We start from the raw sequence: 20,727 nt of genomic DNA, 5'->3' as shown, positions 1-20,727 counted from the left end.
ATAGAAATCTATACAATTTTAGAAAGCAATCATGTTCGATGCAATTACAGAGGGCATCAGAAGGTGGCTGGTTGGCCGTTTTGCTTCGGCTATCAAGCATACGACGCGGGCTGAAGATCGGGTGCTCGCCATACAATGGCTCAACGAGTCGCGCGCTATCGTTGCCAGTGATCTGCGTCCTGTCGAAAAATTCAAGGAGCTGAATTCGCTGATCAACTCACGAACGGCTATCGTAGCGATTGCGAAGAGTGTTTCTGAAGCGGTTTCAAATTACCGGAAATCTGACCTTCCGTTGTCGATGAAGATCGCTCTGCCCGCGACATTGGCTGCTATTCCGTTGGTCGGCGGACATGCCGCCGGCATCGCAGCATTCGGCGGTGCGCTCGGGGTGCCGGTGCTGTTGCTGATTTTTCTCGGCGCCGCGGGCATCACATCGATAATCGAAGCTGTCATTACAAACCCTGAGGTACGGCCTCATATTGCGGAGATCATAGAGGTCATAATCCAAGACGAACGGTTGCGCCGCACCAGTGCGCGACTGAAGGCTGCGATGAAGGAGCAGCCGATGGACCCAACTCGGTTCGCCGTGCCGGTCGAAGAGTTGGCCCTTCGGAAACATCTGCTCGGTATGGATCCTTTCCAGTTCGAGCGCCACACCATGAGCTTCTTCGAAGCCGCAGGCTTTGAGGCATGGGCGACGCGAAAATCGAACGACTTCGGTGCCGACGGCTTTGCCGTTCATCCTGATGGTTTGATGGTCATACAATGCAAGCGGAATTCGACTGACAATAAGGTCGGACGGCCCACCATTCAGCAATTCAAGGGCGTCATCGAAGAGCAGGGTGCTTTCCGGGGCTACATCGTCACCACAGCCGCGTTTACTGAGGAGGCTATAGAATCGGCCGAGCTGTCGGATAGAATAGCGCTGGTTGATATGGACGCCCTGGTGCGGTGGCACGCCGAAGCGCCGACCTTCCAGTGACGTTTGAGAAGTACAAGGATAGGTAGAACTCTTGCGAAACCCATCAGGCTTCGTCGTTGTCTACATCAAAGTATGCGGTCCCAAGTCGCCGGCGCTTTAGAGCCGCCTGCAATCTCAAGTCGTGCAGCTGCCCGTGCGGGTTCACTCGCTCTTCGTCTTGGATTTCTTGGTCTTGGGTTGCTTTTTTGGCACCGGGCCCGCTGCGGCTTCCCGCGCCAGCCGCTCTGCCTTCAGCCGCTCTCGATTCTGAGCGAAGGCCTTCTCGGCGACCGCGTGCTCGGACATTGCCTTCTCCGCATCGACCTGGCGGAAGGCCTTGCGTGCTTCACGCTCCGCTTTGCTGATCGGCTGCGGCGGTTGGTATTCACTAACTTCTTTTGTCATCTTTTCTCGATCCAAATGCTTCTCGAAAGTCGGGTCAATTCTTGCCTGTGGGCCCGGCATCTCGCGCCAGGCGCTCCGCCCTGAGACGCTTATGGTTTTCCTGGAACTCCGGATCGGCGTGGCTGTCCGCGATCGTTTGCCGCGCCCCGATTGGATTTTGCGCCTTTCGGTCCGCTTCATCCGCGACCTGCTGCTCGGCGGAGCGCTTCCGTTTGGTCATTGCTCGATCCTTGCGCCTGCGATTGGTCCAGAAACCATGATTCCCGGGAACAATAGACGTTTGTCGCGCAGGCGGCGACCTCAAAAGTGCGGGGCGTCCGGCCCAACGGTCCCAGCGCACCGGCGAAACTGCCACATGAACGCTTCTGGTGGGGAGACTGCAAAGGGCGATAGACCCGCCCGAAACCTGAGGACATCGCCGGACACGGTCGGACCGCGCAGCGCTGTTTCTGCTTCCAGGAGCCTGAGCCGGAGGGCAATGGTTACATTGCGTCACAGCATGCTCTGCGCTAGAGGAATGGGAGATGACTTCAGAGGTAAGCACATGGCATATGCCTATAAGCTGAATGACGACGTTCGCCACCAGCCCCAAGGTCCACAAGGACGTGCAGCACTTGATCCAGCCATGATTTACACCATCGTTCAATGTATGCCGATCGAGGCAGATGGACGTCTTCGCTACCGTATCAAGAGCAAGTCGGAGAATGTCGAGCGGGTCGTAACGGAAGATCAGCTATCGTACTTTCAGTGATCTTGCGCGCTTGTTGGTAGGAGGAGTTTCGTCGTGCTGAATGATCGAGAAAATATCCTGAATGCGCTTCGCGAGAAGCCGCTCAAAGTCTACGAAGTCATGAAACGCGCCAATGTTGCGAACGAGGAGGCTTGCCAGTCCCTCCTGTTGAAAATGCGCGACGAAGGCTCGGTGAAGTTCGATATCCACAAAGGGCGATGGCTTATCGGATGAGCCGTGAATTGCGGCGACGGTCCAGGCATGTCGTCCTTTTCAGCGTGCCTTGCTTTTCAGCATGCCTTCCTTTTCAGAACGTCGTCCTCGTGGCTTAAGTCCCTTGCTTGGCCCAGCTGCCAAGCCACCGGAAGCGCAGCCGGCTGCTCGCCCGTCGGGCAAAATCCTGGCCTGTTTCGCCGCCCCGTCAATCCTTCCTCATAAAAATATTCCACTTTACCGAAATTCGGAAACGGCGTATCTCTCGGCCATCCTGGCTCATCCTTGAGAGGCGATCTTGTGTCGTCATTTTCGCGAGCCGGGCTTGCGGTGGACGCGGCAGCGTCGGGCGCGAGAAGTGCGGGCAGGGCGGATTGCTCTCCGTGAGCCCAAAACTTCGTGCTGGATGAGCGGCGCTGTCAGGTTCGTCTCGTCTGTAAGTTTCCGGCTCCGTCGACAGGGCTGGGAAAACTGCGGCGAAATGGCGAGCCGTGCGTACGGCAAGACCGTGTGGTCCTGGCCGTCGTTGCTACGGCCAAGCTCTTGCGGATGCGGCAGTCGCGTCAACCGGCGCGGTGCCGGTGAATTTCGCTGGAGTGAGGGAGGCCAGAACGAACTCGGCTCCCGGGAGAGCACGGCATAAGCCGTCCAACCATCGCGCAGGGAAGGCCGAGTGATTGGCTACACCTGTATGCTGCTGTGCGGTCTCTTCTGCGCTACCTTTCGCGCAGCAGACCGCGGGTGCCAGCCGGCACCCGGCCTTCCCTGCGCCCTCTTGGCTCAAGTGGGTGGAGTGTCGAAGCAAAGCTCGGGCGAAATGCGCCGCGAGAACGCGAAGGCGTGTCTATAAGTGCAAATGAGAGAACGGCGATGATGCATCTCGCTCCGTCATTGTGAGCATAGGCGCAATGACGATGTTGAGGCCAGGAGCCGGGCCTTCACCTTCGAGACGCGCGTTCCGCGCCCCTCAGGATGAGGAGCCGGGAGAGTGCTCGGCCCACCCTATGCGCTACCTCAACACTCGACTTCACGGCAGATCGAGCTAGTTTCCCGTGGTCATTCCGACGCGCCGTGCAAGGAGACCTGCGAGTGCTCGATCATATTCTCAAATTCATGACGCTTGGGACCGTCATCGTTGGCAGTATCGCGATCTACACGGCGCTGCACACCAACAACCGGCGTCTGGGTGCCGATATCTTCCTGAGATATTCCGACCGGATCTCCGACTTGCGGCGTCGCCTCCCGGTCACCGCGTTCCTCGAACGCGGGGCGCCTGGCAGCACCGAGATCACTGCGGAAGAGCGGCGGGCCGTGCATGAAATCATCCACTCGATCTGCGAGCTCTATGAACTCAGGGTTCACGGCTTCTTTCCATCGCCGATCTGGAAGATCAGGGAGCCCGATATTGAAAGGCTGCTCTCGCTGCCACTCTTCCAGCAGGAATTGGCGAGCCTGGAGGACAGATTCAGAGGGCATCCACGCTTGTCGGATTGGCTGAAGTCAATCAGGCAGCGCAAGATATAGCGGCGAGAGTTGGAGGATGCTGACGATGCTCCTTGCTCCGTCATTGCGAGCGAAGCGAAGCAATCCAGAGGCTTCCCGCGGAGGGATTCTGGATTGCTTCGCTTCGCTCGCAATGACGAAAGCGTTCGCAGCGATCCTCTCTCCACCCTCAGCTCCGATACCAGCTCCCCAGATTCCATGTCGTCACGTCCCACCCCGAGATATCCGCCATCAGGCTATTGACGGCACCGCCGACGATGTTGCGCGAGAGGAGCGGCACGAGCACGTTGGCCTCGCAGAAGATCTCGTTGACCCTGATCAGCAGTGCGGCGCGTTTGACCGGATCGAGCTCCTTCTGCGCGGCCTTGTAGGCCTTGTCGGCCTCGGGATCAGACCAGCGCGAGACGTTGCGGCCGAGCCATTTGTTGTCCTTGCTCGATATCTCCCAGGAGACGCACTGGTTGAGGAATCGCTCCGGATCGGGCTGCGGCTGCGTCGCGTTGTACATCTCCATGTCGCAATAGAATTTCGAGTAGGTGTCGGGGTTGCCGGCGTCCGACGAGAAGAACACCGAGGCGGTGACCGCTTTGATCTCGATGTCGATGCCGGCCTTCTGGCAGGCTTGCTTGATGATGGCCTGCGTTTTCTGGCGTGGCGCGTTGATCGAGGTCTGGAAGACATATTTGAGCCTCTTGCCGTCCTTCTCGCGGACGCCGTCCGCGCCCATCTTCCAGCCGGCATCGTCGAGGATCTTGTTCGCCTTCTCGACGTTGAACTCGTAGGTCAGCTTGCTCGACCTGAACTGCGAGGGCTGGTTGACGAAGCTTGCGGTAGCGATGCCGCCGCGGCCGTAGATGTATTTCTGGATCGCCTCGCGATCGATCAGCAGGTTGATCGCCTGGCGAACGGCCGGATCGGACAGCGTCGGGTGTTTGGTCTTGGCGCTGGAACGCTCGCCGTCGACCTCGGTCCATGGGTCCGTCGTGTTGAGGATGATGAACTCGAGGCCGCCGGAGGTCGTGAACTCCACCTTGCCTTTGCCGCTGGCTTCCATGCGCTTGAGGACCTCGTCCTCCACCAGCAGGTTCCAGGCGTAGTCGTATTCGGCGGTCTGGAGCACGGCGCGGGCGGCGGAGACCGCGTCGCCGCCCCCCTTGATTTCGAGCGTGTCGAAATGCGGCTGGTTCCTGACGTGATAGTCGGGATTGCGTTCGGCTCTGACGAGGTCACCCGGCTTGAACTCGACGAACTTGTAGGGACCGGTGCCGACCGGCTTCAAATTGCCCGGTGCGTCGCGCGACTTGGCGCCGACATAGTCGCCGAAATGATGCTTTGGCAGGATCTGGCCGACCGAGCCGACGAAGGGGTCGGCCCAGAACGGCGTCGGGTCCTTGAAGATCACCTTGACGTTGTGGTCGTCGATCTTCTCGACCTTGATATTCTGGTAGGACCCCGTGGTGTACGCCGCGGTCGCGATATCCGCGGCGTATGTCCAGGTAAAGACGACGTCGTCGGCGGTGAAGGGCTTGCCGTCATGCCATGTCACGCCCTGCTTCAGCTTCCAGGTGACGCTCATGCCGTCCGCCGCGAGGCCGCCGTTCGCCTTGGTCGGGACCTCGGCGGCGAGGCAGGGGATGAGGTTGCCTTCCTTGTCCCAGCCGGCGAGCGGCTCGAAGAAGATGCGCGAGGCGACCTGGTCCTTGGTGCCGAGCGCAAAATGCGGATTGAGCAAAGTGGGCGCCTGCCAGAGCAGCATCTTGAGCGGGCCGCCGCCGCCGGCCTTGGTCGGCTTGTAGGCAAGCGTGGAGTCCGCCATCGCCACGTCGTTCCAGATCAGGATCTGGCTCGCGACTGGCGCCGCGATCCCGACCGCAGCCAGTGTCTGGATGAACGAGCGGCGCGACAGCGTGCCTTGCTTCACCTCCGCGATGGCGTTGCGGATGTCGTTTTCGTTCATCAGATGAGCTCCACCTTCGCAAAGAAAAGTCGTCGCCGGCCGCAACTGACATGCACTCTAACGCGGGTCGTCGGGCCGCGTGGAGTCAAAGATGAGGCAGTTGGCGTGAAATGGTGCGCTTGCGATGAAAGGCCGCAATAACAATGTTGAAGCTGCTTGCCCTAAAGGGCTGCGATCTCCGCGAGGCCGCTATGCTCCGAGCCGCGGCCATGGTTAGGCCGTTGCCCTCAACCGGGCCGCCTCATTATAGTGTCCCTCGGAGCCGCCTGCGCGGCGCTCCGCGATGAGGACCACGCGATGGATGATACGATTGGCTTCCCCGACCCCGGCCTCGATTTGTCGGACGGTTTCAAGCCGCACACCTCGCATTGGGGCGTGTTCTCGGCCCGTAACAGCGCCGCCGGGCTCGAGGTCCGGGCCTATGCCGGCGATCCCGATCCGAACGGCATCATCGACAATTTTCCGGGCGCCTTGCGCCACCAGGCACGCATCGCGCAGCCGGCGATTCGCCGCGGCTGGCTCGAACGCGGACCCGGTCCCGACGATCGGCGCGGCCGCGACGAATTCGTCTCGGTCAGCTGGGAGAAGGCGCTCGACCTGCTCGGCGATGAGCTGGCGCGCATCCGCGACACGCGCGGCCCCGGCGCCGTCTTCGGCGGTTCCTATGGCTGGTCGAGCGCGGGCCGCCTGCATCACGCGCAGAGCCAGGTTCACCGCTTCCTCAACATCGCGCTGGGCGGCTATGTGCGCTCGGTCAATTCCTATTCCTCGGGCGCGTCCTCGGTGCTGCTGCCGCAGATCCTTGCGGGCTATGAAGACATCACCAAGCGCAACGTCACCTGGGAGCAGATCGCGACCGAGACCGACATCGTGCTCGCATTCGGCGGCATGGCGCTGAAGAACTCGATGGTGGCCGGCGGCTCGATCAGCAAGCATGTCGAGCGCGGTGCCATGGAAGCGGCGCGCAAGCGCGGCTGCGAGTTCATCCTGATGAGCCCGCTGCGCGAAGATCTGCCCGTCGAGGCCGGCGCCGAATGGATGAGTTGCACGCCCGGCACCGACACCGCGCTGATGCTCGGCATCGTCCATACGCTCGTGAACGAGAACCTGCACGATCAGGCCTTCCTCGATCGCTACACCGAGGGCTGGCCGGTGTTCCTGCGCTACCTCACCGGCGAGAGCGACGGCCAGGCCAAGGATGCCGCATGGGCCGCCGCGATCTGCGGCATCGATGCGGAGACGATCCGCAAGCTCGCGCGTCGCCTTGCCGGCAAGCGCGCGCTGATCACCGTCTCGCATTCGCTCCAGCGCGCCGAGCATGGCGAGCAGCCGGTGTGGATGGGCATGGTGCTGGCGGCGGCGCTCGGCCAGATCGGTCTTGCGGGCGGCGGCTACGGCTATTCGCTCGGCGCGATCGGCTATTACGGCCGCCGCGTCAACGACGTGCCGGGGCCGACGCTGGGGCAGGGCCGCAATGCTGTCCGGGATTTCATTCCGGTGGCGCGCATCGCCGACATGCTGCTCAATCCCGGCACCACCTATCGCTACAATGGCGAGACGCGCACCTATCCGGACATTCGCATGGTCTACTGGGCCGGCGGCAATCCCTTCCATCACCATCAGGACATCAACCGCCTGCGCAAGGCATTCGCGAAGGTCGACACGCTGGTCGTGCACGAGCTCGCCTGGACCGCGACGGCGCGGCACGCCGATATCGTGCTGCCCTCGACCATGACGCTCGAGCGCGAGGACATCGGCTATTCCACCAATGATCCGCTGATGGTCGCGATGCACCGCATCGCCGAGCCGTTTGGTCTTGCGCGCGACGACTACGATATCTTTGCCGATCTTGCCGATCGTCTCGGCGCCCGCGAACCCTTCACCGAAGGGCGCACATCAAGGGAATGGCTCGAACATCTCTACGAGCCGACCCGGGCCTCGCTCGCCAAGCGCGGCCTCGAGGCTCCGAGCTTTGACGAATTCTGGCAGCGCGGCAGCCTGGTCGTGCCGCAACAGCCCGACGATGGCGGCAGGCTGCGCAGCTTCCGCGAGGATCCGGTCGCTCATCCCCTGCCGACGCCGAGCGGACGCATCGAGATCTTTTCGGCGAAGATCGCAGGGCATGGCGATGCGGATTGTCCGGGCCATCCGGTCTGGCTCGACAAGTCCGATATGCCGAAGAGCAACGCGCCGTGCTTCCTCGTCGCCAACCAGCCGGTGACGCGCCTGCACAGCCAGCTCGACTTCGGCGGGCATTCGCTCGCCGCAAAACATCGCGGCCGCGAGGTCGCACGGATGAATCCGCGCGACGCTGATGTCCGCGGTATCAAGGATGGCGACATCATCCGCCTGTTCAACGAACGCGGCGCTTGTCTCGCCGCGGTGAACGTCACCGACGGCATCGCGCCCGGCGTGGTGCAGCTGCCGACCGGCGCCTGGTACGACCCGATGGATCCCGAGGACGAGGCGCCGCTCTGCGTTCACGGCAATCCGAACGTGCTCACCCGCGACATCGGCACCTCGTCCTTTGCGCAAGGCTGCACCGGCCAGCTCACGACGGTGGAGGTGGAGAAGTTCACCGGCAATTTGCCGCCGATCCGCGCGTTCGATCCGGTTTAGGCTAACCGCGCGCGATCCGCGTCATCTCCGCGCGATACCAGTCGCCGATCTCGCTCGCGGTCATCAGCGCGACGCCGTCGTGGCCGATGACATAGTCGAGTAGCTGTTCGAGATACTTGATCCGGTGCGGCACGCCGGTGATGTAGGGATGGATCGAGATCGCCATCACGCGCGCATTGTCGGCGCCCTCGAGATACAGCCGATCGAACTGATCGATACCACGCTGCAAAAATTGGTCGGACGGCAGATGCTGGAGCGCGTGGACGACGATGTCGTTGGTCTCGACCGTATAGGGGATCGTCGTGATGGTGCCGTGCGGCGTCGCGATGTCCTGCGGCAGGTCGTCGATCACCCAGTCCGCGACATATTCGATGCCGTTGAGGCGCAACAGATCGAGCGTCTCTTCGGTCTCGGTCAGGCCCGGAGACTCCCACGAGCGCGGCGCGCGACCGGTGAACTTCGCGATCGTCTCGACCGATCGCTTGATCGCGTCGGCCTGGTCGGGAAGCCTGTGCATCGGGCCTTGCATGAAGCCGTGGCCCATGAATTCGAAGCCGGCCTCGCGCGCGGCCGAGGCGACGCGGGGATAAGCGTTGCAGACATCGGCATTTGCAGCCAGCGTGACCTTCATATTGCGATCCGTCAGCGCCTTGAACTGTCGCCAGAAGCCCGCGCGCATGCCGTATTCATGCCACGACCAGTTCGGGACATCAGGCAGCAGTGGTTGTCCCATCGGCGGGCTCAGCACGACGCGCGGCATCGCGTTCTCGATCCGCCATTCCTCGACATTGAGGATCACCCACACAGCAAGCCGCTTGCCGTTCGGCAGCTTCAGCTTCGGCCGGTCGATCAGGGCCTGATAGGGAATGCGGTCACTGAGGGCCATCGCGAGCCTCCTGTCGTGAAAGGGCTGAAATTATCGTGTGCCGGCGGTGACGCGCGGCATCACCTGCTCGGCCATCAGGATCATCGAGCGGCGCGCGAGCTCGCGATCGCTCCAATCTTTGCCGGCATAGAGCAGCGTGCCGAATTGCCCGACCTCCTCCTGAAACGCCAGGATCTGGTCGGCGACGCTGTCGGGCGTGCCCCAGATGATCAGCTTGTCGCAGACGGATTCGAGCGTGATTTCGTCATCCCGCTGTTCGCTCCGCGTCTTGAACAGCTCGATGCGCCCGTTGCGCTTCAGCTTGGTGAAGAGGGAGCGATAGTAATATACGTAAGGACTATCCGGATCGGTGGCATAGGCCTTCGCGGTCGCCATATCCTTCGCCACGAACACGCTCTTGGCCACCCGCCAGTTGGCAAAATCAACGGTGCGGCCGACGCGCTTGCAGCCCTCGACATATCTGGGCCAGTGGCTCCTCACCCAGACCGGCATCAGGAAGTTGGCGGAGATCGGATCCCAGCCGCGTGCGGCGGCTTCCGTGACGCCCTTCGAAAACGGCGCAACGGCGGTGACGACGATCGGCGGATGCGGCCGCTGCAAGGGCCGCGCGATATGTCCCTGGCCGATATCGGCCATCAGCGTCTTCTGCGTCGTGATGTTCCAGAATTTGCCCTCGATATTGTAGGGCGGCTCGCTCGCCCAGATTTGCAGGACCTGGTTGATCGCCTCGAGGAACATCGCGTTGCGATCGCGCTCGAGCGTGCCGAACAATTCGGCGTCCGAGAGCAGGCCGCCCGGGCTGATGCCGAATATCAGCCGCCCGTCGAGCATGTGATCCAGCATCGCGATGGTAGCGGCGACAGTCGCCGGATGGACGTTCGGCATGTTGACGGTGCCGGTGCCGAGCTTGATCTGTTTCGTCGCAGCTGCAATCCAGGCCAGGAACGCGACGCAGGAGGTGATGTTCTCGGCCCGATCGGTGATGTGCTCGCCGACATAAGCCTCGCTGAAACCGAGTTCATCGGCGAGCAGGAACGCTTCGCGATCCTCCTGCAAGGACTGTTTCCAGTCCTTGTCCAGCGGATGGATCGGCATCGTGAAGAAGCCCAGTTTCATGGCCGGCACCTTATTGGTTTTGTCTGGGAATTCAGGCCTGCGTTCCCATCAGCTTGTCCACGGTGGTTCTTAAATGCCGCCGCATTGCTTCCATCGCCCGGATGCGATCGCGCTGCTCGATCGCGTCGATCAGCGCATCGTGCTCGGCAAACGACGAATAATCCCCGGGCGGACGCTCTGGCCTGGTGTCGAGCCATCGCCAGACCACGGCGCGCCGGACGTCATCGACGGTCTGATGGATCGCCGACAGCAGCGGATTGCCAGTCGCCTCCGCAATCAGACGATGCAGCCGCCCGTCCAGCGTCTCGTAGTCTTTCCACGTCTCGGCTTCGCGCATCTGCCGCGCCAGCACGCGCATCCCTTCGATCTGCTTGAAAGTGGCGTTGACCGCGGCAAGGCTTGCGATCTCCGGCTCGAGCACGAGCCTCGCCTCCATCGCATTGCGCGGGCTGGTGCTGTCGCGCAGCGCGTCGAGATTCGAAGTCGCAGCTTCCGCAGGCGCGCGAATGAAGGTGCCGCGACCGACCTCGCGAGAGAGGCGGCCGTCCAATTCCAGCCGCGCCAGCGCCTTGCGGATCTCGTTGCGCGAAACTCCGAACTGCGCCGCGAGTTGTCGCTCCGGAGGAAGGCGCGTGCCGGGACCGTCTTCCGTCAATCGAGCCAACAAATCGAACACCGGTCCAATCCTCTTTCGCAACCAATATCAACCAATCTCTATTTCGCGCGCATTGTGTTCACGAATGCAAGACCAAAACGACAGACCTGGAATTTTGGCGTTGACAGCAGCAGCTTTGAAAGCGAGGCTTCAACCAATCAAAAGGCCAATTGTCAAAATTGGTTGACCAATAGGTGAGGATCGTTGCGATGGTCGAGGCCGCTGGCGTTCGCACGTCAACCGACATGCCGATTCCTGAGACGATGAAGGCCTGGGTGCTGGGTGACCCCGGCCAATTGCGTCTGGCCGAAAAGCCCGTGCCGATGCCGAAGCGCGCCGAGGTGCTCGTGCGCATCGATGCGGTTGCGATCTGCGCCACGGATCTGGAGATCATCGAGCATGGCACGCCGGCGCTGATCCAGGGCGGGCCGCCGTTCAACAAGAATTTCACGCCCGGCCATGAGTATATGGGCACGGTCGCGGCACTCGGCCCCGGCGTCGATGAATACAAAATCGGCGAGCGCGTCACGGTCGAGATCCATGCCGGCTGCGGCCAGTGCAAGCGTTGCCGGCAGGGCATGTACACCTCCTGCCACAACTACGGCCTGAACTACGGCAACGTCGACAAGGGCCATCGCGCCAACGGCTTCACGACCGATGGCGGCTTCGCCGAATATGCCGTCAACCACATTAATACGCTGTCGCGCGTGCCTGATGACATGAGCGACGAGGAGGCGACGCTGGTTGTGACCGCGGGCACCTCCATGTACGGCCTCACCGAGCTCGGCGGCCTCGTTGCCGGCGAGAGCGTGGTCGTTACGGGGCCGGGCCCGATTGGGCTTCTCGCCGTGGCCGTTGCCAAGGCGCTTGGCGCCAGTCCGGTGATCCTGTCGGGCACCCGCGATGCCCGGCTCGCCATCGGCACCAAGCTCGGCGCCGATCGCGTCGTCAACGTGCGCAACGAGGATCTCGTTGCCGTCGTCAAGGAGATGACGGGCCGCGGCGCCGATTATGTCGTCGAATGTGCCGGCACCGACACGGCAATCAACGAAGCCGCGAAGATGGTCAATCGCGGCGGAAGGATCTGCCTCGCGGCGTTTCCGCACGAGCCGGTCCTTGCCGATATCGGCGCGCTGGTGAAGAACAATGTCTACGTCTACGGCATTCGCGGTGAAGGCAAGAGCGCGACACACCGCGCCATGGCGCTGATGGCGGCCAAGCGTTTCGATGCCACGCTCATCCACACCCACACATTCCCGCTCACGGATTTGCCGATGGCGCTGCATTACGCGCGCAACCGCATTGATGACGCCATCAAGGTCGTCATCAAGACCCGCGGGGTGGTGACCCAGACCAAGAAAGAAGTGGCGTGATGACGCCGCCTGATCGGCGTTGCCTGAATCATGGCCGCGACAGCGGCTAGCATCTGGAAGGAACCGGCTCATGTCTGACTCAAATCCACGCGCGCACTGGCCCGTCGAAGTGCAGCGCGAATACGAGGAGGGGCGCAACAGCGGGTGCGTCGGCAGCGTGCTGGTGTCGGAGACCGATCGCGTCCGCGTCTGGCATCTGTCGATCGCGCCGGGCAAGCGTTGCGGCTTCCATCGCCACGTGCTGACCTATTTCTGGACGGCGCACAACGCGGGCAAGGCGCGCGGTTATTTCGAGGACGGCCGCATCGTCGACGTCGAGCACTACAAGGGCGAGACCAAGCATCTCGCATTTGGTGCGGGCGAGTATATGGTGCATGCGGTCGAAAACATCGGGACCACGGACCTCCTGTTCGCCACGGTCGAGTTCCTCGACAGTGCCAACCAGCCCCTAACGATCCCCGACAGCGTGCGGCTGAAGATTCCGCAGGGCGCCGACATCAAGATGGCATCCTGATAGACCAGGAACGGCACACAGGAATTCTTGTATGGGTACGAAAGCCAACGCAATTCGCATGGCCGCGCAGGGCGGCCCGGATGTCCAGAAACTGGAGGCGGTCGAACTCGCCGCGCCCGGCAAGGGCGAGGTGCTGATGCGGCAGACTGCGATCGGCCTCAACTTCATCGACATCTATTTTCGCGACGGCTCCTATGCGCTCGATCTGCCGGCAGGCTTAGGTGCGGAAGCGGCCGGCGTGGTCGAGGCCGTCGGCGAGGGCGTGACCGACTTCAAGGTTGGCGACCGCGTCGCTTACGGCGGCTCGGCGCCGGGCGCCTATGCGACCCACCGGCTGATGCCGGCTGCACGTCTCGTTCCCATTCCGCAATCCGTGAGCGATGAGGCTGCCGCGGCCGTGCTGATGAAGGGGATGACCGCGGAGTATCTCTTGAACCGGTGTGTTCCGGTCAAGCCGGGGCAGCAGGTGCTGTTCTATGCGGCCTCGGGCGGCGTCGGCCTGATTGCCGGTCAATGGGGCAAGCATCTCGGCGCCCGCATGATCGGCGTGACCAGCGGCGGCGAGAAGGCGGCTTTGGCACTCGCGCACGGCTATGACGCCGTGATCGATCGCAAGACCGAGCGGATCCCCGAGCGCGTGAAGGCGCTGACCGGCGGCAAGGGTGTCGCGATCGCCTACGATTCCGTCGGCAAAGATAGCTTTGAAGCCACGCTTGCCTCACTCGCCCCGCGCGGGTTCTTCGTCACCTTCGGCGCGACCACGGGCGCGCCGCCGCCGCTCGAGGCGGCGTTGCTCCAGAAGAACGGATCTCTCTATTATACCCGCCCGACGCTTGCGACCTACATCGCTGCGCGCGACGATCTGCTAGCATCGGCGGTCGCCGTGTTCGATCTGGTCGGCAAGGGCGTGATCAAGCCGATGATTGGGCACCGCTATGCCCTGTCCGAGGCGGCAACTGCCCACCATGATCTTGAGGCCGGATCAACTCGAGGGTCGTCGCTGCTGATACCCTGATGCTATCGATGGCGGCGGAAAAGTCCCGCCTCCATGCCACCGCCGAAACAAGAACAATAATTTTCATTGCGTGCGCAAACAGGAGGAGGCCGGGAGCGGATGGGACAAGTCGCGGGATTGTTGCTCGATTCCATCGTGTCCGGGATTCTCGTCGGCGGCTTCTACGCGGCCATGGCGGTCGGCATTTCGATCGCATTCGGCATGCTCGGCATCAGCAACATCGCCCATCCGGCGCTCATCCTGCTCGGATCGTTCATCGTCTATGTGCTGAATTCCAAGTTCGGATGGGATCCGATCCTGGTCGGTGTGCTCGCGACCGTTCCGTTCTACTTTCTCGGCACGCTGCTCTATGGCGCCTATGAATTCGCCTTCGAGCGGCGCGGCACGCAGTTGATCCGCGGCCTTGCGTTCTTCTTCGGCCTCCTCTTCATCACCGAGGTCGGGCTTCAGCTAATCTTCGGCGTCGACTATCGTCTGGTCGAAGCGCCCTATATCGGGCCGTCCTACAATTTCGGGCCGATCTCGCTGCCGGTCCGAATGCTGATCCCGTTCCTGGCCTCGGTCCTGCTCCTGATTGGCCTGCAAATCTTCTTCACGCGCACCTTCACCGGGCGCGCCATCATGGCGGTGGCGCAGGACAAGTTCGCGCTTCAGCTCATGGGGGCCTCACCCGTTCGCGTCAAGCGCATTGCCTTTGGTCTCTCCACGGCCACGGCCGCGATGGCCGGCGCCTTCCTCATCATTCTCCAGCCGGTCGAGCCGTCGATGGGGCGCGACTATATCGGCAGGATCTTTGCGATCTGCGTTCTCGGTGGCGTCGGCTCGCTGCCGGGCACCTTCATCGCGGCCGTGATCGTGGGTGTCGCGGAGAGCATCACGGCGACCTTCTACGGTCCGTCATGGTCGCCGGCGATCGCATTCGGCTTCCTGCTGATCGCGCTGGTGGTCAGGCCGGCCGGCCTGTTCGGGAGAGCTTGATGTCCAACGGACGGTTCATCGCTCTCGCCTGTTTGGTCGGTATCGCGCTGGTCGCCGGCAGCATGTTCGTGACCAACGAGTACTACGTGTTCGCGGCCTATTTCGTGCTGCAATATGTCGTGCTGGCGACGGCCTGGAACATCCTCGGCGGCTATGTCGGCTACGTCAATTTCGGCACGACGGCGTTCCTGGCCATCGGCCTCTACAGCGCGGCGGCCCTGAATAAATGGCTCGATCTGCCGATCCCCGTGCTCATTCTCATTGCGGGCGTGCTGTGCGGAGGCGTTGGTCTTGCGATGGGCTATTTGACGATCCGCTTGCGCGGCGTCTACTTCACCATCGCGACGCTTGCGCTTTCGGTCGTCGTCCAGACCTTCATCACCAACTGGGACTATGTGGGCGGCTCGCGTGGCATCTACATCATGCGGCCGAGCGAGGTTCTGGTGTTCGGCAGCTATGTCGCCTATCTCTTCTTCCTGATGACGGTGCTTGCGGTCGCAGCCGTCGTGACCGCGCGCGTGATCGAGCGCTCGACCTTCGGCTTCGGCCTTGCCGCTATTCGCGACGATGAGATCGCTGCGGCCGCATCCGGCGTTCCGGTGCTGCGGCTCAAGCTGGTCGCCGCGGCCGTCAGCGGCGCCTTGATGGGAATGGCCGGCGCGCCGCTGCCGTTCTATCTGACCTATGTCGAGCCGACCTCGTCGTTCAGCCTGGCCTACACCGTGAACAGCGTCGCGATGCCGCTGGTCGGAGGGACCACAAGCTGGCTCGGGCCGGTGATCGGTGCGGTCCTGCTCGGCACCATGCAACAGGCCATGACGGTGTTGATCTCGTCATCGGTCAATCTACTCGTGGTCGGTGTGCTGCTCGTGATCTTCGTGATCGCCGCGCCGAATGGAATTTTGGGATTGATCCGCTCCATGGGCGGCAAGAAACCCGACCCGGAAACAAATCCCCTCGCTGCGATGCTGGCTGCCGAAAAGCGGAGCAGTCAATGACGATGATCGACGCGGACGCGGCGGCAAGCGATCTGCTTCTCGACGCACGGGGCATCACCAAACGCTTTGGCGGCTTCGTGGCGCTGAACAAGATCGATCTCGCGGTCCGGCCCGGCGAGCGGCTTGGTCTGATCGGTCCGAACGGTTCGGGCAAGAGCACACTGACCAACTGCCTGTGCGGTGCGCTCCAGACCGATGGTGGTTCGATCTCGTTTGCCGGCAGGAGCATCGACAGGCTGTCGTCCTACCAGCGTGCGCGGCTCGGGCTCGGCCGCAGCTTCCAGCTGCCGCGTCCGTTTCACAGCCTGTCGCTGCTCGACAATCTCCGTATTCCGCTGGTCTATGCCGTCAATGCGCGCGGCGGCACGCATCTGACCGAGCAGCAGATCCGGACCCGCAGTACGGACTTGCTCGGCGAGTTCGGTCTCGGCGGCAAGCTGCACCGTCTACCCGGCGATCTGACCCAGGTTGAGATGCGCAAGCTGGAGCTGGCGCGCGCGATGGCGACGGATCCGACGCTGCTGGTCTCGGACGAGGCGCTCGCTGGCCTCTCGCATTCGGAGGTCAACGAGATTTTGGCGCTGCTGCTCGCGCTGAACAGGCGCGGCGTCGCGGTGATCTTCATCGAGCACATCATGCGCGCGGTGATGGCGTTCTCAGAGCGGCTGGTGGTGCTCGTCGCCGGCGAGAAGATTGCTGACGGCGCGCCGAAGGACGTCATCGCCGATGAACGGGTGATAGGGGCGTATCTTGGCCAGTAGCATTCGCATCGATAACATCCATGCCGGCTACGGTTCGGTCCGCGTTCTCCACAACGTGTCGATGAACGTGGCCGCCCGCGAGACCGTGACGCTGCTCGGCACCAACGGCAACGGCAAGAGCACGCTGATCAAGACCATCATGGGGGTGGTGCGGCCGACCTCGGGGCGCATCGTCGCGACCATCGACGGCAAGGAGCACGACCTCATCGGCAAGGAGACCGAGGAGATCATCGACCTCGGCGTGGCACTTGTCCCGGAAGGCCGCCGGCTGTTTCCACGCCTGACGGTCGAGGAGAATCTCCTGCTCGGTGCCTATCGTCCGACGGCGCGGGCGCGGCTGAAGGACAACATGGCCTATTGCTATGAGGCGTTCCCGCGACTTGCCGAGCGCCGCGCGCAGCTGGCCGGCACGATGAGCGGCGGCGAGCAGCAGATGCTGGCACTGGCGCGGGCGCTGATGTCGGCGCCGAGCATCCTGATTGTCGATGAGCCTTCGGTGGGCTTAGCCCCGCTGTTCGTCAGCCGCACCATCGACATGATCGCGCAGCTCAAAGAGCGCTATCATCTGACTGTGCTGATGGCGGAGCAGAATTTTACGCAGGCGATGCGGATCGCCGACAAGGGTTATGTGATCGTCCACGGGGAAATCGCGTTCCGCGGCGAGAGCGCCGAAGAAATGCAGCAAAGCGATCTGATACGACAGCATTACCTCGGCACGTAGAACGCGAAACAACAAACAAGGGAGGAAGGCATGAGGATGTTTCGGCTGAAAGCTTTAAGGGGCGTCACACTGGCGCTCTCGACAATGATTGCCGCGTATGCGTTCACCGACGCAGCGCGCGCGGCGGATCCGATCAAGATCGGCTTCGGCATGCAATTGACCGGGCCGCTCGCTGGCAACGGCAAGGCAGCGCTGCTCGGTGCGCAGATCTGGGCCGACGAGGTCAACAAGGCCGGCGGCCTGCTTGGCCGGCAGGTCGAGCTCGTGGCCTATGACGACCAGAGCAATCCCGGGCTCGTGCCGGGCATCTATTCGAAGCTGCTCGATGTCGACAAGGTCGACCTGCTGCTGTCCAACAACACCAACCAGACCGCGCCGGCAATGCCCATGATCATCCAGCACAAGCGCTTGATCATGGGAATGTTCGCGCTGGCGATCAACGAGCAGTTCAAATACCCCGGCTATTTCCAGATCCAGCCCTATGGACCGAACGGCAAGGATTCGCTGACCCGCGGTTTCTTCGACAACGCGATCGCGATGGACCCGAAGCCCACGACAGTGGCGCTGGTCGGAGCGGACGCGGAATTCGCCAAGAACGCGCTCGAAGGCGCCCGCGCGCAGGCCAAGCGGCTCGGTCTCACCGTCGTCTATGACAAGGTCTATCCGCCGACGACGGTGAACTTCACGCCGGTGCTGAAGGCCCTCCAGGCGACGTCGCCGGACCTGGTGTTCGTCGCGTCCTATCCGTCGGATACGGTCGGCATCATCCGGACCGCGCACGAGATCAATCTCGAGCCGAAAGTGTTCGGCGGCGCCATGGTCGGCACCCAATATGCCGCGATCAAGCAGCAGCTCGGCGAGGCCCTCAACGGCGTCGTCAGCTTCGAGCAGTATATCCCCGAGCCCACCGTCAAATTCCCGGGCATCGAGGACATGCTCAAGAAGTATCAGGCCAAGGCAGCGGAGGTTGGCGTCGACGCGCTAGGATACTACGTGCCGGCGTTCGTCTACTCGGCGCTTCAGATCCTCGGTGAAGCCGTGACCAAGACCGGCGGCGTCGATCAGCAGAAGCTGATCAATTACATCCACGGCAACACGTTCCAGACCGTGGTCGGCGATATCACCTTCGGTCCCGATGGCGAGTGGGTCGAGCCTCGCATGTTCGCGGTCCAGTTCCGCAACATCAAGGGCAATGACATCCAGCAGTTCACCCAACCCGGCAAAGAGGTGATCATCTTCCCGCCGAAGTACAAGTCCGGCGACCTGATCTACCCCTTCACGAATGCGCAGAAGAACGCACAGAACTGACGCGTCACCGGAATGGCGCGGGCATGCGCCATTCCGGGCACCGTTCAGAAGAAGAAACGAGACGTCATGACTGAGACGATCGGCATGCTCGGCATCGGGATCATGGGCTCCGCCATGGCGGGGAACTTGGTCAAGGCGGGTTTTGCCGTGGTCGGATACGATCCCGTGCCGGCGGCACGGGATCGATTTTCCGAGATGGGTGGCGAAGCGCTAGCTTCGCCGAGGGATGTTGTGGAAGCTGCCGCGATCAGTTTTGCCTCGTTGCCGAGCGGAATCGCGCTCGCCGAGGTCATCGAGGGCCCCGCGGGCGTCATCCGCGCAGGCGGCTCCGGGCAGATTCTGATCGAGTGTTCGACGCTCCCTCTCTCTGCAAAACGCGCGGCGCTCGTCGCGATGGAGGGCGCAGGAAAGACCCTGCTCGATTGCCCTGTGAGCGGGACCGGAGCGCAGGCGGCGACCGGCGATCTGGTGATCCTCGGAAGCGGTGACGAACAGGCTTTCGCGCGGTGCGGGCCGGCGTTCGCGGCGATGTCGCGGCGGCAGGTCTATCTCGGCCGGTTCGGCACTGGCAGCATCATGAAATACATCGCCAATCATCTCGTGACGATCCACAATGCTGCCGCGGCGGAGGCGATGCTGCTTGGCATGAAGGCCGGGATCGCTCCTGGCCTGATCTACGATACGCTTGCCGACAGCGCGGCGACGTCACGCATGTTCCAGATGCGCGGACCGCTGATGCGCGACGAAAATTACGATACGCCGACGGCCACCATGCGCACCCACCTCAAGGATCTCTCCATCATTTCGAGCTTCGCGGCCGAACTCGGCTGCGCGCTGCCGGTCTATGCCGCCGCGGAGCAGCTCTATCGCGCGGGCGAGGGGCTGGGCTTTGCGGCGCGCGACACCGCGTCGATCTGCGCTGTGCTCGAACGTATGAACGGCTTCGACCGTCACGGTGGCGCGAGCGCGTCCACAACTTCGTCCCCTCAATCGTAAAGGAAGATCCATGTCCGCCTATTGGTGCGCACGCGTTCACGTGACCGATCCAGAGACCTACGGGAAGTACGCCGCGCTCGCGGGACCGGCGATCGAAAAACATGGCGGCGTGTTTCTCGCGCGCGGCGGAAAGCAGGTGATCCTCGAGGGAGGCAATTACGAGCGCAGCATCGTTGCGCGCTTCCCGAGCCTCGATGCTGCGGTCAAATGCTACAATTCGCCCGAATACAGCGAGGCGCTCAAGTACACGATCGGCTCGTCCGAGCGCCACATGGTGGCTGTCGAAGGCATTGAATAGCTCGGCGAAGAAAATTGTTTCGTGGCGTTTCTCTCTTGCGGTAGGAAACGTCGCGTTGCGAAGGCGCGCGGGCTAGCCGCAGTGCAGTTCAACTCGATCGGGACGCCCGCTCCAAGCTGCGCGTGTCGAAATGACGGAAACGACGCATCGCCCAAGGGCGGGAGAAAAAGCGGAGCGGCGTCACCTGAGAAAGGTGTAACTGGACCGCCGCCTGACGGCAGGGTCAGGCGGCAATCCAGTGCGAACTAAACGAACTTGGGGAAGTTGTAAGGCCGCGCGCAACGCTAACCCGATCGATGCAAGCACATCAAGTTTCGCTGTGTTGCTCCGGCCAGAGATTCATTGCGGCTGCCGCAAAACGGCCACGAGATAGCTGCTTCAGATTGAATGGCTTCCACGCGCTCCGGCGAACGGCATGATCAACGAAAACTGATAACTTGTTACCTTGCTGGAATACCGCATTGGCTCGCGATGCCGTGGCGTGAATGCGCGTGCCCCTCATGCACGCTCGCCCAGTCCTATTCCCGAGAAAGTGAACCGGTTCCCTCTGAATCAATGTCTGCGTTCGCAGGCGCCTGCGGCGGACTATTGCGTCCGCGCCGACGGTTTGCGACCATGTCGGCCGGTTCGGACTGAGGTCACGACGGCGCAACTGACCCGCGCGGGCGCCGGCGTCAGGTGCAAGACGGTGGGCTCGAGGAAGTGAGCGTGCTGAAGATG

General features: G+C 62.4%; 21 protein-coding genes. 15 read left to right on the top strand and 6 right to left on the bottom strand.

Annotated features, from left to right (window positions below; translation table 11 throughout):
* Positions 1 to 31 precede the first annotated feature (31 nt).
* On the top strand, positions 32 to 982 hold the full coding sequence (locus tag UB31_RS32510; protein ID WP_045013769.1) for a restriction endonuclease: 951 nt from the start codon (positions 32 to 34) through the stop codon (positions 980 to 982).
* Positions 983 to 1,123: 141 nt separating this feature from the next.
* Here the strand turns inward: UB31_RS32510 and UB31_RS32505 are convergent, their stop codons facing one another.
* Together UB31_RS32505 and UB31_RS32500 are read right to left on the bottom strand one after the other, a co-directional pair.
* On the bottom strand, positions 1,124 to 1,381 hold the full coding sequence (locus UB31_RS32505) for a hypothetical protein (protein ID WP_349643878.1): 258 nt from the start codon (positions 1,379 to 1,381) through the stop codon (positions 1,124 to 1,126).
* Between the two features lie 19 nt (positions 1,382 to 1,400).
* Positions 1,401 to 1,586 carry a hypothetical protein gene (locus tag UB31_RS32500; RefSeq protein WP_045007766.1) on the bottom strand — a complete coding sequence of 62 codons (186 nt, stop codon included), beginning with the start codon at positions 1,584 to 1,586 and terminating at the stop codon, positions 1,401 to 1,403.
* Between the two features lie 324 nt (positions 1,587 to 1,910).
* On the opposite strand from UB31_RS32500, the gene UB31_RS32495 reads away from it, so the two are divergent.
* The 3 genes from UB31_RS32495 to UB31_RS32485 all read left to right on the top strand — a co-directional run bounded on the left by UB31_RS32495 (position 1,911) and on the right by UB31_RS32485 (position 3,833).
* On the top strand, positions 1,911 to 2,117 hold the full coding sequence (locus tag UB31_RS32495; protein ID WP_045007807.1) for a hypothetical protein: 207 nt from the start codon (positions 1,911 to 1,913) through the stop codon (positions 2,115 to 2,117).
* Positions 2,118 to 2,150: 33 nt separating this feature from the next.
* The gene (locus UB31_RS32490) at positions 2,151 to 2,330 is read left to right on the top strand and encodes a hypothetical protein (protein ID WP_045007765.1); all 180 of its coding nucleotides are present in this window, start codon (positions 2,151 to 2,153) and stop codon (positions 2,328 to 2,330) included.
* Positions 2,331 to 3,398: 1,068 nt separating this feature from the next.
* Positions 3,399 to 3,833, top strand: coding sequence for a hypothetical protein (locus UB31_RS32485; protein ID WP_045013768.1), 435 nt, complete (start codon positions 3,399 to 3,401; stop codon positions 3,831 to 3,833).
* A 148-nt stretch (positions 3,834 to 3,981) separates the two neighbouring features.
* Here the strand turns inward: UB31_RS32485 and UB31_RS32480 are convergent, their stop codons facing one another.
* Positions 3,982 to 5,769, bottom strand: a complete 1,788-nt coding sequence (locus UB31_RS32480; protein ID WP_045013767.1) for a peptide ABC transporter substrate-binding protein — start codon at positions 5,767 to 5,769, stop codon at positions 3,982 to 3,984.
* A gap of 297 nt (positions 5,770 to 6,066) precedes the next feature.
* Between UB31_RS32480 and UB31_RS32475 the strand changes: the two genes are divergently transcribed.
* Positions 6,067 to 8,388, top strand: a complete 2,322-nt coding sequence (locus UB31_RS32475) for a molybdopterin guanine dinucleotide-containing S/N-oxide reductase (protein WP_045013766.1) — start codon at positions 6,067 to 6,069, stop codon at positions 8,386 to 8,388.
* Position 8,389: 1 nt separating this feature from the next.
* Here the strand turns inward: UB31_RS32475 and UB31_RS32470 are convergent, their stop codons facing one another.
* Genes UB31_RS32470 through UB31_RS32460 form a run of 3 tightly spaced genes read right to left on the bottom strand, consistent with a single transcriptional unit; the run spans position 8,390 to position 11,066 of the window.
* On the bottom strand, positions 8,390 to 9,274 hold the full coding sequence (locus tag UB31_RS32470; RefSeq protein WP_045013765.1) for a polysaccharide deacetylase family protein: 885 nt from the start codon (positions 9,272 to 9,274) through the stop codon (positions 8,390 to 8,392).
* Positions 9,275 to 9,304: 30 nt separating this feature from the next.
* Complete coding sequence (locus UB31_RS32465) at positions 9,305 to 10,390, bottom strand: LLM class flavin-dependent oxidoreductase (RefSeq protein ID WP_045013764.1); 1,086 nt, start codon at positions 10,388 to 10,390, stop codon at positions 9,305 to 9,307.
* Between the two features lie 31 nt (positions 10,391 to 10,421).
* Positions 10,422 to 11,066, bottom strand: coding sequence for a FadR/GntR family transcriptional regulator (locus UB31_RS32460; protein WP_197090878.1), 645 nt, complete (start codon positions 11,064 to 11,066; stop codon positions 10,422 to 10,424).
* Between the two features lie 188 nt (positions 11,067 to 11,254).
* Here UB31_RS32460 and UB31_RS32455 point away from each other — a divergent pair, with 188 nt between their 5' ends.
* The 10 genes from UB31_RS32455 to UB31_RS32410 all read left to right on the top strand — a co-directional run bounded on the left by UB31_RS32455 (position 11,255) and on the right by UB31_RS32410 (position 20,007).
* Positions 11,255 to 12,418, top strand: a complete 1,164-nt coding sequence (locus UB31_RS32455; RefSeq protein WP_045013762.1) for a zinc-dependent alcohol dehydrogenase — start codon at positions 11,255 to 11,257, stop codon at positions 12,416 to 12,418.
* A 70-nt stretch (positions 12,419 to 12,488) separates the two neighbouring features.
* Positions 12,489 to 12,932: a cupin domain-containing protein gene (locus tag UB31_RS32450; RefSeq protein WP_045007755.1), complete on the top strand. Its 444-nt coding sequence runs from the start codon at positions 12,489 to 12,491 to the stop codon at positions 12,930 to 12,932.
* Positions 12,933 to 12,963: 31 nt separating this feature from the next.
* Complete coding sequence (locus tag UB31_RS32445; RefSeq protein WP_045013761.1) at positions 12,964 to 13,947, top strand: quinone oxidoreductase family protein; 984 nt, start codon at positions 12,964 to 12,966, stop codon at positions 13,945 to 13,947.
* A 99-nt stretch (positions 13,948 to 14,046) separates the two neighbouring features.
* Positions 14,047 to 14,925: a branched-chain amino acid ABC transporter permease gene (locus UB31_RS32440; protein WP_045013760.1), complete on the top strand. Its 879-nt coding sequence runs from the start codon at positions 14,047 to 14,049 to the stop codon at positions 14,923 to 14,925.
* Entirely contained in the window at positions 14,925 to 15,923 is a 999-nt protein-coding gene (locus tag UB31_RS32435; RefSeq protein WP_045013759.1) for a branched-chain amino acid ABC transporter permease, read from the top strand. Before UB31_RS32440 ends, UB31_RS32435 begins: the two co-directional genes overlap by 1 nt.
* Complete coding sequence (locus tag UB31_RS32430; protein WP_045013758.1) at positions 15,920 to 16,684, top strand: ABC transporter ATP-binding protein; 765 nt, start codon at positions 15,920 to 15,922, stop codon at positions 16,682 to 16,684. Before UB31_RS32435 ends, UB31_RS32430 begins: the two co-directional genes overlap by 4 nt.
* Positions 16,674 to 17,405 carry an ABC transporter ATP-binding protein gene (locus tag UB31_RS32425; RefSeq protein ID WP_045007750.1) on the top strand — a complete coding sequence of 244 codons (732 nt, stop codon included), beginning with the start codon at positions 16,674 to 16,676 and terminating at the stop codon, positions 17,403 to 17,405. The genes UB31_RS32430 and UB31_RS32425 overlap by 11 nt, the downstream gene beginning before the upstream one ends.
* 30 nt (positions 17,406 to 17,435) lie before the next feature.
* Positions 17,436 to 18,713 (top strand): amino acid ABC transporter substrate-binding protein, encoded by a 1,278-nt coding sequence (locus UB31_RS32420; protein WP_045007749.1) that lies wholly within the window; start codon positions 17,436 to 17,438, stop codon positions 18,711 to 18,713.
* Positions 18,714 to 18,779: 66 nt separating this feature from the next.
* Complete coding sequence (locus UB31_RS32415) at positions 18,780 to 19,709, top strand: NAD(P)-dependent oxidoreductase (RefSeq protein WP_045013934.1); 930 nt, start codon at positions 18,780 to 18,782, stop codon at positions 19,707 to 19,709.
* Between the two features lie 10 nt (positions 19,710 to 19,719).
* Positions 19,720 to 20,007: a DUF1330 domain-containing protein gene (locus tag UB31_RS32410; RefSeq protein WP_045013757.1), complete on the top strand. Its 288-nt coding sequence runs from the start codon at positions 19,720 to 19,722 to the stop codon at positions 20,005 to 20,007.
* Positions 20,008 to 20,727: the final 720 nt, after the last annotated feature.

Origin of the sequence: Bradyrhizobium sp. LTSP849 (assembly GCF_000938255.1) — a bacterium.
GTDB lineage: Bacteria > Pseudomonadota > Alphaproteobacteria > Rhizobiales > Xanthobacteraceae > Bradyrhizobium.
The sequence above is the reverse complement of the archived record's forward strand: the minus strand, read 5'-3'. Positions and strand labels throughout refer to the sequence as shown.

What these genes read in the sequence shown, in the direction of transcription:
- UB31_RS32510 (WP_045013769.1), top strand. Translation starts at nt 32, where the DNA reads ATGTTCGATGCAATTACAGAGGGCATCAGAAGGTGGCTGGTTGGCCGT.
- UB31_RS32500 (WP_045007766.1), bottom strand. Translation starts at nt 1,586, where the DNA reads ATGACCAAACGGAAGCGCTCCGCCGAGCAGCAGGTCGCGGATGAAGCG.
- UB31_RS32495 (WP_045007807.1), top strand. Translation starts at nt 1,911, where the DNA reads ATGGCATATGCCTATAAGCTGAATGACGACGTTCGCCACCAGCCCCAA.
- UB31_RS32480 (WP_045013767.1), bottom strand. Translation starts at nt 5,769, where the DNA reads ATGAACGAAAACGACATCCGCAACGCCATCGCGGAGGTGAAGCAAGGC.
- UB31_RS32475 (WP_045013766.1), top strand. Translation starts at nt 6,067, where the DNA reads ATGGATGATACGATTGGCTTCCCCGACCCCGGCCTCGATTTGTCGGAC.
- UB31_RS32470 (WP_045013765.1), bottom strand. Translation starts at nt 9,274, where the DNA reads ATGGCCCTCAGTGACCGCATTCCCTATCAGGCCCTGATCGACCGGCCG.
- UB31_RS32465 (WP_045013764.1), bottom strand. Translation starts at nt 10,390, where the DNA reads ATGAAACTGGGCTTCTTCACGATGCCGATCCATCCGCTGGACAAGGAC.
- UB31_RS32455 (WP_045013762.1), top strand. Translation starts at nt 11,255, where the DNA reads ATGGTCGAGGCCGCTGGCGTTCGCACGTCAACCGACATGCCGATTCCT.
- UB31_RS32450 (WP_045007755.1), top strand. Translation starts at nt 12,489, where the DNA reads ATGTCTGACTCAAATCCACGCGCGCACTGGCCCGTCGAAGTGCAGCGC.
- UB31_RS32445 (WP_045013761.1), top strand. Translation starts at nt 12,964, where the DNA reads ATGGGTACGAAAGCCAACGCAATTCGCATGGCCGCGCAGGGCGGCCCG.
- UB31_RS32440 (WP_045013760.1), top strand. Translation starts at nt 14,047, where the DNA reads ATGGGACAAGTCGCGGGATTGTTGCTCGATTCCATCGTGTCCGGGATT.
- UB31_RS32435 (WP_045013759.1), top strand. Translation starts at nt 14,925, where the DNA reads ATGTCCAACGGACGGTTCATCGCTCTCGCCTGTTTGGTCGGTATCGCG.
- UB31_RS32430 (WP_045013758.1), top strand. Translation starts at nt 15,920, where the DNA reads ATGACGATGATCGACGCGGACGCGGCGGCAAGCGATCTGCTTCTCGAC.
- UB31_RS32420 (WP_045007749.1), top strand. Translation starts at nt 17,436, where the DNA reads ATGAGGATGTTTCGGCTGAAAGCTTTAAGGGGCGTCACACTGGCGCTC.
- UB31_RS32415 (WP_045013934.1), top strand. Translation starts at nt 18,780, where the DNA reads ATGACTGAGACGATCGGCATGCTCGGCATCGGGATCATGGGCTCCGCC.
- UB31_RS32410 (WP_045013757.1), top strand. Translation starts at nt 19,720, where the DNA reads ATGTCCGCCTATTGGTGCGCACGCGTTCACGTGACCGATCCAGAGACC.